The organism is Paracoccaceae bacterium (assembly GCA_012103375.1).
Classification (GTDB): Bacteria; Pseudomonadota; Alphaproteobacteria; order Rhodobacterales; family Rhodobacteraceae; genus WLWX01.
This window is the reverse complement of the sequence record WLWX01000001.1, coordinates 757,860-772,755: the sequence shown is the minus strand read 5'-3', so window position 1 is coordinate 772,755 and position 14,896 is coordinate 757,860. Positions and strand designations below refer to the sequence as shown.

12 protein-coding genes, 1 tRNA gene and 1 pseudogene are annotated in these 14,896 nt (G+C 61.3%); 8 read left to right on the top strand and 6 right to left on the bottom strand.

The window, feature by feature from the left end; genetic code table 11:
• Positions 1-31: 31 nt before the first annotated feature.
• The gene (locus GKR99_04030; protein ID NKB26756.1) at positions 32-1,543 is read right to left on the bottom strand and encodes an altronate dehydratase; all 1,512 of its coding nucleotides are present in this window, start codon (positions 1,541-1,543) and stop codon (positions 32-34) included.
• Between the two features lie 102 nt (positions 1,544-1,645).
• Between GKR99_04030 and GKR99_04025 the strand changes: the two genes are divergently transcribed.
• Complete coding sequence (locus GKR99_04025) at positions 1,646-3,433, top strand: dihydroxy-acid dehydratase (protein NKB26755.1); 1,788 nt, start codon at positions 1,646-1,648, stop codon at positions 3,431-3,433.
• A 13-nt stretch (positions 3,434-3,446) separates the two neighbouring features.
• On the top strand, positions 3,447-4,292 hold the full coding sequence (locus GKR99_04020; GenBank protein NKB26754.1) for a 2-hydroxyhepta-2,4-diene-1,7-dioate isomerase: 846 nt from the start codon (positions 3,447-3,449) through the stop codon (positions 4,290-4,292).
• A 369-nt stretch (positions 4,293-4,661) separates the two neighbouring features.
• Here GKR99_04020 and GKR99_04015 read toward each other — a convergent pair.
• Positions 4,662-4,748, bottom strand: a tRNA-Leu gene (locus GKR99_04015).
• Between the two features lie 116 nt (positions 4,749-4,864).
• Here GKR99_04015 and lipB point away from each other — a divergent pair.
• Positions 4,865-5,515, top strand: coding sequence for a lipoyl(octanoyl) transferase LipB (gene lipB / locus GKR99_04010; GenBank protein NKB26753.1), 651 nt, complete (start codon positions 4,865-4,867; stop codon positions 5,513-5,515).
• Between the two features lie 46 nt (positions 5,516-5,561).
• On the opposite strand, the gene GKR99_04005 is transcribed toward lipB, so the two are convergent.
• From GKR99_04005 to GKR99_03990, 4 genes are all read right to left on the bottom strand, one after another.
• Positions 5,562-6,998: a YdiU family protein gene (locus GKR99_04005; GenBank protein NKB26752.1), complete on the bottom strand. Its 1,437-nt coding sequence runs from the start codon at positions 6,996-6,998 to the stop codon at positions 5,562-5,564.
• Between the two features lie 97 nt (positions 6,999-7,095).
• Complete coding sequence (locus GKR99_04000; protein ID NKB26751.1) at positions 7,096-7,542, bottom strand: GNAT family N-acetyltransferase; 447 nt, start codon at positions 7,540-7,542, stop codon at positions 7,096-7,098.
• Positions 7,539-8,477, bottom strand: a complete 939-nt coding sequence (locus GKR99_03995) for a nucleoside hydrolase (GenBank protein ID NKB26750.1) — start codon at positions 8,475-8,477, stop codon at positions 7,539-7,541. Before GKR99_03995 ends, GKR99_04000 begins: the two co-directional genes overlap by 4 nt.
• Before the next feature lie 237 nt (positions 8,478-8,714).
• Complete coding sequence (locus tag GKR99_03990; GenBank protein NKB26749.1) at positions 8,715-9,713, bottom strand: extracellular solute-binding protein; 999 nt, start codon at positions 9,711-9,713, stop codon at positions 8,715-8,717.
• A 290-nt stretch (positions 9,714-10,003) separates the two neighbouring features.
• Between GKR99_03990 and GKR99_03985 the strand changes: the two genes are divergently transcribed.
• The 5 genes and pseudogenes from GKR99_03985 (at position 10,004) to GKR99_03965 (ending at position 14,784) form a co-directional block, all read left to right on the top strand.
• A complete protein-coding gene (locus GKR99_03985; protein NKB26748.1) occupies positions 10,004-11,905 on the top strand; it encodes a cytochrome c oxidase subunit I in 1,902 nt (633 codons plus the stop codon).
• Between the two features lie 11 nt (positions 11,906-11,916).
• On the top strand, positions 11,917-12,462 hold the full coding sequence (locus tag GKR99_03980) for a DUF2244 domain-containing protein (GenBank protein NKB26747.1): 546 nt from the start codon (positions 11,917-11,919) through the stop codon (positions 12,460-12,462).
• Between the two features lie 43 nt (positions 12,463-12,505).
• Positions 12,506-12,697 (top strand): annotated as a pseudogene (locus GKR99_03975) (alpha/beta fold hydrolase).
• 70 nt (positions 12,698-12,767) lie between these two features.
• A complete protein-coding gene (locus GKR99_03970) occupies positions 12,768-14,138 on the top strand; it encodes a transposase (protein NKB26746.1) in 1,371 nt (456 codons plus the stop codon).
• A gap of 76 nt (positions 14,139-14,214) precedes the next feature.
• Positions 14,215-14,784 (top strand): alpha/beta fold hydrolase, encoded by a 570-nt coding sequence (locus GKR99_03965; protein NKB26745.1) that lies wholly within the window; start codon positions 14,215-14,217, stop codon positions 14,782-14,784.
• Positions 14,785-14,896 lie beyond the last annotated feature (112 nt).

Genomic DNA, 14,896 nt, shown 5'->3' with positions numbered 1-14,896 from the left:
GACCGGTCGAATTGGCATCGCCACCAAATTGCTACATCACCGCACCGATCTGCCAGGGCACGAACTCATAGTCGCCCAGCCCCTGCGCTTCGGATTTCGTGACCCCGCCCGAGGCGACGCTCAGCAGCATCTGATAGATCTCGCGCCCTTTGTCTTCCAGCGACACGCCCCCGGTCAACATGTCACCTGCGTTGATGTCCATGTCTTCGGTCATGCGGGCGTACATTTCAGAGTTCGTCGCAACCTTAATCGTCGGCGCGGGCTTAGAGCCGAAGGCCGATCCGCGCCCGGTTGTGAACACCACCAGATTGCACCCCCCCGCAATCTGCCCCGTCACACTTGCCGGGTCATAGCCGGGGCTGTCCATGAAGGTGAAACCCTTCGCCCTCACCGGTTCGGCGTATTTGAATACCCCGGTCAGGGGCGAGGTTCCCCCCTTTGCTGCCGCGCCCAGCGATTTCTCTAATATCGTCGTCAGACCGCCCTTCTTGTTCCCGGGCGACGGGTTGTTGTCCATCGAGCCCTTGTTGCGTTCAGTGTAATCCTTCCACCAGTCGATCAGCCCGACCAGCCGGTCACCAACCGCCGCGTCCACAGCGCGGCGGGTCAGAAGATGCTCGGCCCCGTAAATCTCGGGCGTTTCGGCCAGAACGCCGGTGCCCCCCTGCGCCGTCAACAGATCGCAGGCGTGGCCCAGCGCCGGGTTCGCGGTGACCCCGCTCCAGGCGTCCGATCCGCCGCACTGCAGGGCAACCATCAGATCCGATGCCGGGCAAGGTTCGCGCTGCGCTTCGTTGGCCAGGGGCAGCATGGCGCGGACCTTCTCAATCCCCAGCTCCACCGTTCGGCGCAGACCGGCGACGCCTTGAATATTCATCGTCTGGAACAGCGGACCCTGCTTTAACCCATAAGCCTCAAGCAGCCAGTCGATCTGGTTCATCTCACACCCAAGGCCCACCATCAGCACGCCAGCGTGGTTCGGATGGCGTGCATAGCCCCACATCACGCGCTGCAGCGCTTCGAACCCGTCGCCGTCACCGGCCATGCCACAGCCTGTGCCGTGAACATATGCGACGACACCGTCGACGTTGGGATAGGCGGCCATCTCTTCGGGGCCGAAGGCATCGGCAATCCGGCGCGCGGCTGTCGCCGAACAATTCACCGAGGTGACAACCGCGATGTAATTGCGCGTTCCCACCCGTCCGCTTTCGCGCCGGAACCCCATGAAGGTATCGCGCTGATCCTCGGGCACCATCGCGACGGGGCGAAGATCGGTTGCGAATTCATACGCTGCCTCGGTCGCGCGAAACTCGACGTTATGCGTGTGCACATGTGCCCCCGCGGCAATCTCGGTCGAGGCCAGCCCGATGAACTGCGCGTATTTCGTGATCTGCTGGCCAGCGCCAATCGGTGCCGTTGCGATCTTGTGGCCGGATGGAATCAGCGTCTGGGTCAAAACGCCTTCGACCTGGTGACCAGCCTCCAGCGCCCGGGTCGCGGTCACGACGTTGTCACTGGAATCGAATCGAATGAAATCGGTCATGCAAACCTCCCTTTTTCCTACCAAAGCACCCTGACCTTGCGTTCACCTGCCACACCTCTGTACGAAGATCGCGGCAACGTCAAAATAGGATGCACCGCGCTCGTGACGCACAAGACCCCGAAACTTCGTTCGCAGCAATGGTTCATGAACCCGGACAACCCGGAAATGACGGCGCTTTATCTGGAACGCTATCTGAATTACGGGCTGACGCGCCCGGAATTGCAATCCGGCAAGCCGATCATCGGCAATGCCCAGACCGGCAGCGACCTGTCGCCCTGCAACCGGCATCATATCGAGCTGTCCAAAAGGGTGCGCGACGGGATTATTGCGGCCGGCGGAACAGCGATCGAATTTCCGGTGCATCCAATCCAGGAAACCGGCAAGCGTCCGACGGCGATGCTGGATCGCAATCTTGCCTATCTGGGTCTGGTCGAAGCCTTGTTCGGGTATCCGCTGGATGGCGTTGTGCTGAACATCGGGTGCGACAAGACGACCCCGGCTCTGCTGATGGCTGCCGCGACCGTGAATATCCCCGCCATCGCCCTGTCTGTCGGGCCAATGCTGAACGGCTGGTACAAGGGCGAACGCGCCGGTTCCGGCACTGTGGTCTGGAAAGCCCGCGAACAGCTGGCCGCCGGAGAGATTGACGACGAGGAGTTCATGGAGATCGCTGCCGCCTCGGCCCCGTCGGTCGGCTATTGCAATACCATGGGCACGGCGACGACGATGAACTCTCTGGCGGAAGCCCTGGGCATGCAGCTTCCCGGTTCTGCTGCGATCCCGGCCCCGTACCGCGAACGCGGGCAAATCAGCTATTGTACCGGGCAACGGATCGTCCAGATGGTGCACGACGACCTGAAGCCAACAGACATCATGACGCGTGAGGCGTTCGAGAATGCCATCGTCATCAACTCGGCCATCGGCGGGTCGACCAATGCGCCGATCCATCTGAACGGCATCGCCCGGCATCTGGGTGTGCCGCTGGACAACGACGACTGGCAGCGCATCGGGCACAAGGTTCCGCTGCTGGTGAACCTGCAACCGGCGGGCACTTACCTGGGCGAAGATTATCATCAGGCCGGTGGTGTCCCCGCCGTAATCGGAGAGCTTCTGGCCAATGGCCTGCTGCCACACCCGGATGCTGTCACCGCCAACGGCAAAACAATGGCCGAGAATTGCGCCACAAGCCGCAGCCTGAACCCGGACGTGATATTCACGGCATCCAGCCCATTGCTGCCGGACGCCGGATTCATCAACCTGTCCGGGAACCTGTTTGACTCGGCCATCATGAAGACCAGCGTGATTTCCGATGAATTCCGCGACCGGTATCTGACCAACTCAGAAGACCCCAATGCCTTCGAAGGCCGCGCCATCGTCTTTGACGGGCCCGAGGATTTTCATCACCGCATCGACGACGAAGCCCTGGGCATCGACGAACACTGCATCCTGATCATGCGTGGCGCTGGCCCCATCGGTTATCCCGGCGGGGCCGAGGTGGTGAACATGCGCCCGCCTGCCTATTTGCTCAAACGCGGTATCCACGCGCTGCCTTGTGTCGGCGACGGGCGGCAATCGGGAACCTCTGGGAGCCCGTCAATCCTCAATGCCTCGCCCGAGGCGGCGGATGGCGGCGGGCTGGCGCTGGTGCGCACAGGCGACAGGGTGCGCATCGACCTCAACACCTGCACCGCGAACATGCTGGTCGACGCAGATGAACTTGACCAGCGCCGCGCAGACCTGCCGGATCGCCCCTTCGCACCCGACAGCCACAGCCCCTGGCAAGAGCTGTTCCGAGAGAAAGTGCGCCCCTTCAGCGAGGGTATGACCCTGAAAGGGGCGGACGCCTACCAAGATATCGCGCACGGCCCGACCCCGCGAGACAACCACTAAAAAGGACGAAAAGATGAAACTCGTAAGATACGGCGACGCAGGATCCGAAAAGCCAGGCCTGATTGATGGCGACGGTCAGTTGCGCGACCTGTCGGGTCATGTCGATGACATCAACGGCGCGATGCTGAGCGAGGCATCGCTGGACCGTCTGCGGGCGCTGGACGTGAACACGCTGAAAATCGTGTCAGGCAGCCCCCGGTTCGGGGCCTGCGTCGGGGGCATCGGCAAATTCATGTGCATCGGCCTGAACTATTCCGACCACGCCGAAGAATCCGGCATGGAGGTTCCCGAACACCCCGTCCTGTTCATGAAGGCAAGCTCGGCCGTGGTTGGCGCGAATGACACCGTCTCGATCCCGCGCGGATCAATCAAATCGGACTGGGAGGTTGAATTGGGCGTCGTCATCGGGACGCCTGCCAAATACGTCTCAGAACAGGACGCATTGAACCATGTTGCCGGGTATTGCGTTATCAACGACCTGTCCGAGCGGGATTTTCAATTTCAGCTGAGCGGTCAGTGGGTCAAGGGAAAATCCTGCGACACATTCGGTCCGACCGGCCCCTGGCTGGTGACTCGGGACGAGGTTCCCGACGTGCAGAATCTGGATATGACGCTGGATGTCTCTGGCGTGCGTCGGCAGACGGGAAATACCAAAACCATGATCTTTTCGGTCGCGCATATCGTCAGCCACCTGAGCCAGCTGATGACGCTCCAACCCGGCGACGTGATCTCAACCGGGACACCACCGGGCGTCGGCCTGGGCCTGAAACCGCCGCAGTTCCTGAAAGTGGGCGATACGATGGAAGTCTGGATCGAAGGGCTGGGACGCCAGAAACAAACCGTGGTGATGGACGCCTGAACAGGAATCGACGCAACACGCCGGATGGGTCGAAACGCCCGGTGTGTTGCGCGAAACCCGCCGCGCCCGGTTCAGTTCTCGGGCATCCGCGAAGCAAGGTGTTTCGAATGTCGTCGTCGCGTTACTTCGGATAGCGACTTTGATGCGGGCGATTAGAATACCCTATAGCGGTTCGCGTTTTACTTGAGACATCGCATATCAGAAATCGCGTTCTAAATCAGCAACTTGCCGATTGAGAGGCGGAGAACTCTGATTCAGGTTAAACGCGAACTGCTTTAAAACAGCGGAATCTCTGGCCGTTTCTGGATACGACTGCCGCCCAGCGCCTTTATGTGAGGTTGGTCGTCGCTTTTCTTCGAAAAGTGAATTTGGTGCGGTCGGAGGGACTCGAACCCTCACTCCTGTTACAGAACAGCGACCTCAACGCTGCGCGTCTACCAATTCCGCCACGACCGCAAGACCCGGCAGGGTGCGGCGCGTATAGCGTGGGCGATTTGGCTTGTGAAGCGGATTTTGACAGTGCGCGCACCGCATGGGACAAGCCGCCTGATGACTGCCAGCAGGACCGCAAAATGGTAGAGTGGATCACCTCTGATAAACCCGTCGAATATGAAGCCGCCGTCGCCTGGATGGAGGCCCGCGCTGCCGACATCCGCGCGGGCACAGCGGACGAGGCGATCTGGCTGCTCGAACACCCGCCCCTTTACACGGCCGGAACCAGCGCGCGCCCGGAAGATCTGACCGCCCCGGACCGGTTCCCGGTTTTCGCCTCGGCGCGAGGCGGGCAATACACCTATCACGGGCCCGGGCAACGGGTTGCTTATGTCATGCTGGATGTCGCCGCACGCGGACGCGATGTGCGCGTATTTGTCCGAGCTCTGGAAGATTGGGTGATCGGCACACTCGCCGAATTCGGTGTCACCGCCGAACGCCGGGCGGGGCGCGTCGGCGTTTGGGTCAGCCGACCTCAAAACCCCCCCTTGCCCAACGGTGACCCACGCGAAGACAAGATTGCCGCCATCGGCATTCGCCTGCGCAAATGGGTCAGCTTTCACGGGGTTTCAATCAATGTGGATCCGGATCTGCAGCATTACGACGGCATAGTCCCCTGCGGCATCGCCGGGCATGGGGTGACCAGCCTGGTGGATCTGGGGCTGCCGGTTACGATGGCGGACGTGGATGTAGCACTGCAAGCCGCATTCACGAGGTGTTTTGATCCATAGCCGTCGCTGTCTGGCGCAACTGCTGATGTGGCGCTGAATTGCCCGATCACGTACCGCAGAAGGTCTGCGTAACCTCCTGATCGACTGTGGGCGGGCGCGCCAGATCGGCGGTGTCGGTCGTGTCATTATACGGCGTTGCCAGCGCCCGGGTCAGCCGTGCGAAAGGGGCCAGATCGCCGCGCAAACCGGCCTGAATGACCTCCTCAATGCGATGATTGCGCGGGATGATCGCCGGGTTTGCCGCGCGCATCGCCTCGGCACGGGCATCCGGGCCGCGTTCTTCACGCGCCAGCCGCGCCTGCCAGTCGGCGTGCCAGGTATCAAACGGGGCCGGATCGGCAAATGACAACCGCGCAGTTCCACCCGCCAACCCCCGGAAGACATTGGTGAAATCCGCACCGCCTTCGGTCATCGCCGCCAGCAACCCCTCGACCAGCGCCTCATCCCCATCCTCGGCCCGCTCCAACCCCAGCTTGGCGCGAAATTGCGTCAGCCAGGCATTCTGAAACAATGGCCCGAACCGATGCACGCTGGCGGTCGCAGCCTCAATCGCCGCGTCACGATCCCCCATCAGCGGCAACAGCGAGGTTGCCAACTGCGCCAGATTCCACGCGGCCACGGCGGGCTGCTGATTGTAGGCATACCGCCCGTGCTGGTCGATCGAACTGAACACCCGCGAGGGCGAAAAAATGTCCTGAAACGCGCAGGGCCCGTAATCAATCGTCTGCCCGCTTACCGCCATGTTGTCGGTGTTCATCACCCCGTGGATGAACCCCAGCGCCATCCACCCCGCCACCAGGCTGGCCTGAGCCGCCACAACCGCATCGAGCAATCCAAGCGGCCCGTCCGCATCAGGATAATGTCGCGCGATAACATGCTCCATCAGCGCCTGCAAAGCTTCGGTATCCCCGCGTGCGACGAAATACTGAAATGTCCCGACACGAATGTGGCTTGCTGCAACTCGGGTCAGAATGGCGCCGGGAAACCCGGCCTCTCGCTGGACGGTTTCGCCTGTCGCCACAGCGGCCAGCGCGCGGGTTGTCGGAATGGCATAGGCATGCATCGCCTCGGACACGATGTATTCACGCAGCACCTGCCCAAGCCAGGCGCGCCCGTCGCCCATGCGGCTGTAAGGCGTCCGCCCCGAGCCCTTTAACTGAACATCCACCCGCACGCCGCCTGACCCGATATGTTCGCCCAGAAGCACCGCGCGCCCGTCGCCCAATTGCGGCGACCAGCCGCCGAACTGATGCCCGGCATAGACCTGCGCCAGCGGATCACCCCCATCCGGCACCGCATTGCCCGCCAAAACAGCGACCCCGGCGTCCGAGCGCAATGCGTCCGTATCCAGCCCCAGATCCGCCGCCAACCCGTCGTTCAACGCCAGCAACTTCGGCGCGCGCACAGCCACCGGTGCCTGCCGCGTAAAAAACCGCGCTGGCAACCGGCCATAGCTGTTGTCAAAGGAAAACCCGAAATCCATCATTCAGATATGGCAACGCGCAGCCAATTTGCCCACCCCGGTGCCATCATTGACCCGGAAATATCCCCGCCGGAGGCATAATTCTCGTTCCCCACGCTCACAGCTTGCGCGTCATCAGCATATAGCGTTCGCGGTCCTCGAACTGCGCGCGGTTGTACATCCGCCGGATCGCCGTGTCGGCGCGGTCGACCTCCAGATGGATGGCCTTGATCCCATGTGCGCCCAGCGCTGCGGGCAATCGCGTCAGAATATCGGTGCCGATACCGCGCCCGCGCACGGCAGGGCGCACCCAGAATTCGTCCAGAAACGCATCCATCCCGCCAAATTCCACCGCCCAGCTAAGCGTCACGATGGCGTAACCCATCGGCGCACGATCTAGACCCACCAGATAGATCATCCCAAAGTGGGATCCTTCCAACAGCGGCTTCAATGCCTCTTCGCGGTCCATCGGATCGCTGGCGATGCCCATCTCGCGATGAAACGCCTCGACCATCGGCATCAACCGGTCGAGGTCATTGGCATTCGCAAGACGCATCGCGGTCATAGCCGGGCCAGTCGCTCGGTCAGCAAATCGAAGAAGCCCGCGTCGTCGATGCCGCCGATGAACAGGGCGTTGGCGGGGCGGTCGGTGACGCCCCACCAGTCGGCAACGGTCATGCCGCGGGTCAGCGCGCTGTCGACCTCGACCTCGACATTGATTTGACGACCGGTGAACAGGTCTGGCTGCAACAGATACGCAATGACGCAAGGATCATGCAGTGGTGCCCCTTCCGAGCCATATTTTTCCTTGTCGAAGCGTTCGAAAAAATCCGTCCATTCGGCAACGGCCCGTCCTACCGGTGTGCCAAGGTTGCGAAACGCCTCGACCCGGGCGCGGCTGGTCAGGGCCTTGTGGGTAACGTCCAGCGAATGGATGACCAGATCGACACCGCTGGCAAAGACGGCCTGCGCCGCTTCGGGGTCGACGTAGATGTTGAATTCCGCCGCCGGGGTGATGTTGCCAACTTCGAAATAGGCGCCCCCCATCAGCACGATCTGCTGAACGCGTTCGATGATATCGGGGGCGCGTTGAAAGGCCGTGGCGATGTTGGTCAAGGGGCCCAACGCGCAGAGGGTCACCGTACCGGCTGGCTCCCGGCGCAGGATCTCGATAATCGCGTCGACGCCATCGCCATCGGTCAATGGCATCGTCGGATCAGGCAGGTCTGGTCCATCAAGGCCGGTCTTACCGTGCACATGCTCGGCCGTGACCAGATCGCGCGCCAGTGGTCGGTCACAGCCTGCGTAAACCGGAACCTCGGTCCGGCCCGCAAGCTCACATATGATCCGCGCGTTCTTCTGCGTCAGATCCAGCGGTACATTGCCTGCAACAGCGGTGATCGCCAGCACCTGCACCTCGGGCGAGGCCAGCGCCAGCAGGATCGCAACCGCGTCATCCTGTCCGGGATCAGTGTCGATGATAATCTTGCGCGCTGCCATTCTATCCGCCTGTTTTCGTGACTAACCCAGACAGTCGCCCCGCCGCCCGCAACTGTCCAGCGCAAAGCGATTTCCGCCCATTGACGCGCGCAACAACGCGCCTACCCCGCCAATTTTACCCCATTTGGCCTGAGATCTGACCGGATTCCTCCGACGTACGCGCGATAGCTGGGGGCCAGCCCCCAGACCCCCGGGATATTTGTGGGTCAATGATGGGCGGCTGTTGGGTGTGTGGCGTCAGCCGTCGAAATCCACGGTTTCCGTCAGGCGCAGCGCTTCGGCGCGGCGGGCGGCGATGTCGGCCAGTGGCGTGGTGTCCGGGGTCAGGCTGCCCCAATTGGCCACAGTGTCAGAAGGGGCGACGCCGGGGGTGACCGGGTACTCGAAGTTCGTTGCACCGTAGATCTGCTGAGGCTCAGCCGAGGCCAGGAATTCCATCAGGGCCAGCGCTTCGTCGCGGTGCGGTGCGGCGGCCGTCATCGCCATGCCTGACAGGTTCACATGGGTGCCGCCGCCCTCAAACACCGGAAAGACGATCCGCACCGCATCCGCCCATGCCTGCTGATCCGGGTCGGACTGCATCAGCCCCATGTAATAGGTGTTACCCAGTGAGATATCGCATTCTCCCGCCCAGATCGCCTTGACCTGTGCACGGTCGTTGCCTTGCGGTTTGCGCGCCAGATTGGCCTTCAGCCCTTCCAGCCAATCCTGCGCCACCTCGGCCCCGTCGCGCGCGATCATGGCCGAGGTCAGCGCGATGTTATAGGCGTGCAGGCCAGAACGGGTACAGATCCGGCCCTTCCATTTGGGATCGGCGAGGTCTTCGTAGGTCGCGATCTCTCCTTCAGCGACGCGGTCGCGGCTGGCGTACACCACGCGGGCGCGGGTCGTCAGGCCGTACCAGTGGTTTTCAGGGTCGCGCAGGTTGGCCGGGATCGCGGCGTTGATTGCCGCACTGTCCACCGGCTGGGTCACGCCGGCCTCGACCGCCTCGGTCAGGCGGGAAATGTCCGACGTCAGGATCACGTCAGCGGGCGAACGCGCGCCCTCGGCCTGCAATCTTTGCACCATGCCCTTGTCCAGAAACGCAATATTCGTTTCAATTCCAGTCGCTTGAGTGAAGGCATCCAGCAGCGGCTGGACCAATTCCGGCTGGCGATAGGAATAGATGTTCACGTCTGCGGCAGCCGGTGCTGCGGCAAGGACCAGGGCGAGAGGGGCGAGGCGAATAGTCATGGTGCAAATAGTCCTGTAGAAGCGTTTCGATGCGCGGACATAAACCCGAGTATTTCAGTCAGGTCAATACCTGATCGAAACAGTCGGGATATTTGCGGCCCGCCGCCGCCAGAACCGCGCAGACCGGTGGCCCGCGAATGGCATGGGCGCCCACCCCGGCCCCGCGACACTTTTTCCCGCCCTGCGGCGCAAAGGTCCATTGCCCGCCCCGGTCAGGCGCACTAAAACCTGTCTCAACCACGCCTGCAATCCGCTTGCAGGGCAGTCATCAGACCATTCAGGAGGCTTCCATGGCCGACGCAACCCTTCACGCCGACGACGGTCATCACGACACGCGCAGCTTCTTCACGCGCTGGTTCATGTCGACCAACCACAAGGATATCGGCATCCTCTATCTGGTGGTTTCGGCGTTTGCCGGGTTCATCTCGGTCGCCTTCACGATCTACATGCGGCTGGAACTGATGGAGCCGGGCGTGCAGTATATGTACCTGCCCTGGGTCGGCAACATGGAGGCGCTGACCGGCGAATTTAGTGAGGCGATTGCGGCACTTACAGCGGATGGAGCGACCTATGGACAGGCCGCACTTGAACGGTTGCAGACCGCCCTGGCCGCGACCCCGGTGGATGCGGCCGGCAATTTCGAGATTACAAGCGGTGCCCGTGCAGATGTGGTCGCCACGCTGAGCGAATTTGCCAAGGGCGGCACGGATGCGCAGGCGTCAACCATCTATGGCCTGATGAATACGCTGGACGGCGATCCCAATGGTCACCTGTGGAATGTTCTGATCACCGGCCACGGCATCCTGATGATGTTCTTCGTCGTGATTCCCGGCCTGTTCGGCGGCTTTGGCAACTATTTCATGCCCTTGCAGATCGGCGCGCCGGACATGGCGTTTCCGCGTCTGAACAACCTGTCGTTCTGGATGTATGTCGCTGGCACCTCGCTGGCGGTGGCCTCGGTCTTGTCGCCAGGGGGGAACGGTCAGGCGGGCTCGGGCGTGGGCTGGGTGCTTTATCCGCCGCTCAGCACGTCTGAGGGCGGCTGGTCGATGGATCTGGCGATCTTCGCGGTGCACGTCTCGGGCGCGTCCTCGATCCTTGGCGCGATCAACATGATCACCACCTTTCTGAACATGCGCGCGCCGGGGATGACCCTGTTCAAAGTGCCGCTGTTCAGTTGGTCGATCTTCGTCACCGCCTGGCTGATCCTGCTGTCCCTGCCGGTTCTGGCGGGCGCAATCACCATGCTGCTGACCGACCGGAACTTTGGCACGACCTTCTTCCAGCCCGAAGGCGGCGGCGATCCGATCCTCTATCAGCACATCCTGTGGTTCTTTGGCCACCCAGAGGTTTACATCGTTATCCTGCCCGGTTTTGGCATCATCAGCCATGTGGTCGCCACCTTCAGCCGGAAGCCGGTCTTCGGCTATCTGCCGATGGTCTGGGCGCTGATCGGCATTGGCGGCCTCGGCTTCGTCGTCTGGGCGCACCACATGTACACGGTGGGGATGAGCCTGACGCAGCAGTCCTATTTCATGCTGGCGACCATGGTGATCGCCGTGCCCACCGGCGTGAAAATCTTCAGTTGGATCGCGACGATGTGGGGCGGATCGGTCGAATTCAAGACGCCGATGCTGTTCGCCATGGGCTTCATCTTCCTGTTCACGCTGGGCGGCGTAACCGGCATCGTTCTGTCGCAGGCCGGGATCGACCGCGCCTATCACGACACCTACTACGTGGTCGCCCACTTCCACTATGTGATGAGCCTTGGCGCCGTCTTCGCGATCTTCGCAGGCTTCTATTACTGGATCGGCAAGATGAGCGGGCGCCAGTACCCGGAGTGGGCGGGCAAAATCCAGTTCTGGATGATGTTCATCGGGGCCAACATCACCTTCTTCCCGCAGCACTTCCTGGGTCGTCAGGGCATGCCGCGCCGCTACATCGATTATCCGGAGGCCTTCGCCTACTGGAACAAGATCTCCAGCTATGGCGCGTTCCTGTCGTTCGCCTCGTTCATCCTGTTCTTCGCGATCATGATCTACACGGTACGGGCCGGTAAGAAGATCACCGAGAACAACTACTGGAACGAGCATGCGGACACGCTGGAATGGACCCTGCCCAGCCCGCCGCCGGAACACACGTTCGAGATCCTGCCCAAGCAGGAAGAATGGGATCATTCGCACAACCATTGATGTAAGCAACAATGCCCTATCAGTGGGACAAGAAACTGACGAAAGCCCCGGCCAGCGCCGGGGCTTTTTCACATGGCGAGGTCGGTGAGCCTCTGGCGATCCTGCGGCTGTGGCCGCACCGCTCGCTGCCGCGCGGTGGCTTTGTGGCCTTCCTGACGATCACCATCCTGTTGCTGTCCCTGCCCCTGTTTGGCCTGCTGGGAACCACCGCCCTGTGGGGCCTGCTGCCGTTTCTTGCGTTGGCCGTCTTTGGCGTCTGGAAAGCGGTCGAACGCAATTATGCCGATGGTCAGATATCGGAGGTTCTGACCCTCTGGCCCGACCGGGTCGAAGTTCACTGCACAGCACCGCGTCAGGCCGCGAAGCACTGGCAGGCGAACCCATATTGGGTGCGCCTAGATCTGCACGAGACGGGCGGCCCGGTGCCGTATTATCTGACCCTGAAGGGCGATGGCCGCCAGGTCGAGCTGGGCGCGTTCCTCAGCCCCGAAGAACGTCAGGCATTGCATCGGGAACTTGAAGCCCTGCTGCGCGATATGCCCGGCGGAATCGGCTGAGCGAACGGCTGGCCAAGGAAGCCGGGGGACGGTATCGAACCGTATGTTAAACACCATCATCCACGGAGAGCCGACCGATCAGCCGCCACTGCTGATCGCCCACGGCCTGTATGGCTCGGCCCGCAACTGGGGCGTGGTCGGCAAGCGGCTGGCGGCGGACCGACAGGTCATCGCCGTCGACATGCGCAACCATGGGGAAAGCGCCTGGCAGGCGACCCACAGCTATGCGGAGATACTGTTGAAAAAGTCCGTTGATTGGCCGCGCACGCTCTGATTCACTTGTTTTGAGGGTGGAGGGTTCGGCGATGATGGGTCCAAGGCAAGTTGCGCAAGGCGCGCTGTTCTATGAGTTCTCGATCGAGAGTTTTGTGCCGAAGGATCATCCCGTCCGGGGAATTGATCGCTTCCTTGATCTGACAGGTGTGCGCCCCTTGCTCGCTTCATACTACAGTGCCAATGGCCGCCCTTCGATTGATCCTGAACTGATGATCCGCATGCTGTTGTTGGGCTATTGTCAGGGCATCCGTTCCGAGCGACGGCTTTGCGAAGAGGTTCATGTCAATCTGGCGTATCGTTGGTTTTGTAAGCTTGATTTGGCTGATCCAGTGCCCGACCATTCGACATTCTCTAAGAACCGGCATGGCCGTTTCCGCGAGAGCGGTTTGTTCCGACATTTGTTCGAGGTCGTTTTGCAGCGCTGCATGGATGAGGGGCTGGTTGGCGGCCACAGCTTTGGTGTTGATGCCAGTCTGATCCCCGCGAATGCAAACCAGACGCGCGGCGTTGAAAGCAAAGACGGACTGCCAGCAGATCTGACGTCCCGTGCCGTCGACGAATATCTCGAGACGCTGGATGATGTGGCCTTCGGTGCTGCGACCAAGGTCGTCCCCAAATACATCTCACCGGCTGATCCAGCAGCGCGTTGGACTGGGGCTGACGGGGGAGCCGCCTACTTTGCCTATTCCACTAACTATATGGTCGATTTGGATAATGCAGTCATCGTGGACGTCGAGCCGACGGCTCCGATCCGGCCTGCAGAGGCGCGGGCAGCAAGGGAGATGATCGATCGTGTACATGAGCGGTTTGGCATCAAACCTGACAAGCTTGTGGGTGATACGGGTTACGGATCAGCCGAGATGTTGGGCTGGCTTGTGGACGAACGTCAAATCGAACCCCACATTCCGGTCTGGGATAAGTCAAAACGAACTGACGGCACATTCTCACGCGAAGACTTTGTCTACGACCCGGCGACCGACAGCTATACTTGCCCGACCGGCAAAGCCTTGCAAACATATCGGCGGAACTTCTCAAAACCGCGAAAGCCCAATGGCAGCAAAGACGGGTTCATCAGATACCGAGCCTCAAAGCACGATTGCGACGCATGCCCTCTGAAGTCGCAATGCTGTCCGAAGGACGACGGCAGACGCCTTATGCGGTCCGTTCACGAAGCCGCCCGAGACGTCGCTCGCGATATCCGAAAAACAGATGCCTACATGACGTCGTTCATCCAAAGGCGGAAGGTTGAAATGCTCTTTGCCCACCTGAAACGATACATCGGCGTGCAGATGATGCGGCTTCGAGGACCCAAAGGCGCAACCGAACAGTTCCAACTCGCAGCAACAGCTCAAAACCTCCGGAAACTGGCGAAGTTGGTGCCAGCAACAGTGCCAACGTGAAAGAAAACGGCGCGCGGCCGCCTCTCGCTCAACAACGCGCCGACCAAAACATCGACTTCTTCAACAGTATCCGGATATGGCGGACGATCTGGCGCAGGTGATCGACGGCGGCACGGTGGACGTGCTGGGACACTCGATGGGTGGGAAGGCGGCGATGGTGCTGGCGGTGTCGCGGCCCGAATTGATCCGGCGGTTGGTCGTCGCGGATATCGCGCCGGTGGCTTATACACATAGCCAGATACGCTATGTCACGGCCATGCAGGCCGCTGATCTGAAAGGCGTTTGCCGACGGTCCGAGGCGGAAGAACGGCTGGCCGAAACTGTCGACGATCCGGCGCTGCGGGCGTTTTTCCTGCAATCGCTGGATCTGAAATCAGATCCGCCGAAATGGCGGCTGAACCTGGATGTTCTGGGGCAAAGCATGGATGCTGTGATGGGGTTCCCGAAGGTGAGCGGCAGGTTTGACGGCCCGGTTCTGATGCTGTCGGGTGCGCAAAGCGACTATGTCCTGACCGCGCATCGCCCCGCCATCAAGGCCCTGTTTCCAAACGCAAAATTTGCAAAGATCCCGGGCGCGGGTCATTGGCTGCATGCCGAAAAGCCGCGTGAGTTCATGGCGGCCGTGGCGGCGTTTCTGAACGGCTGAAATCCGCCGATTGTGTTGAAAAACTCCGTTTTAGGGCCTGAACGATGATTTTTCTTTCCATGCAGCCCGATCCTAAATTTTTGGCGCGGGGGTCGGCCCAAATCGCCTACAT

What these genes read in the sequence shown, in the direction of transcription:
- GKR99_04030 (NKB26756.1), bottom strand. Translation starts at nt 1,543, where the DNA reads ATGACCGATTTCATTCGATTCGATTCCAGTGACAACGTCGTGACCGCG.
- GKR99_04020 (NKB26754.1), top strand. Translation starts at nt 3,447, where the DNA reads ATGAAACTCGTAAGATACGGCGACGCAGGATCCGAAAAGCCAGGCCTG.
- lipB (NKB26753.1), top strand. Translation starts at nt 4,865, where the DNA reads ATGGTAGAGTGGATCACCTCTGATAAACCCGTCGAATATGAAGCCGCC.
- GKR99_04005 (NKB26752.1), bottom strand. Translation starts at nt 6,998, where the DNA reads ATGGATTTCGGGTTTTCCTTTGACAACAGCTATGGCCGGTTGCCAGCG.
- GKR99_04000 (NKB26751.1), bottom strand. Translation starts at nt 7,542, where the DNA reads ATGACCGCGATGCGTCTTGCGAATGCCAATGACCTCGACCGGTTGATG.
- GKR99_03995 (NKB26750.1), bottom strand. Translation starts at nt 8,477, where the DNA reads ATGGCAGCGCGCAAGATTATCATCGACACTGATCCCGGACAGGATGAC.
- GKR99_03990 (NKB26749.1), bottom strand. Translation starts at nt 9,713, where the DNA reads ATGACTATTCGCCTCGCCCCTCTCGCCCTGGTCCTTGCCGCAGCACCG.
- GKR99_03985 (NKB26748.1), top strand. Translation starts at nt 10,004, where the DNA reads ATGGCCGACGCAACCCTTCACGCCGACGACGGTCATCACGACACGCGC.
- GKR99_03980 (NKB26747.1), top strand. Translation starts at nt 11,917, where the DNA reads ATGCCCTATCAGTGGGACAAGAAACTGACGAAAGCCCCGGCCAGCGCC.
- GKR99_03970 (NKB26746.1), top strand. Translation starts at nt 12,768, where the DNA reads ATGATGGGTCCAAGGCAAGTTGCGCAAGGCGCGCTGTTCTATGAGTTC.
- GKR99_03965 (NKB26745.1), top strand. Translation starts at nt 14,215, where the DNA reads ATGGCGGACGATCTGGCGCAGGTGATCGACGGCGGCACGGTGGACGTG.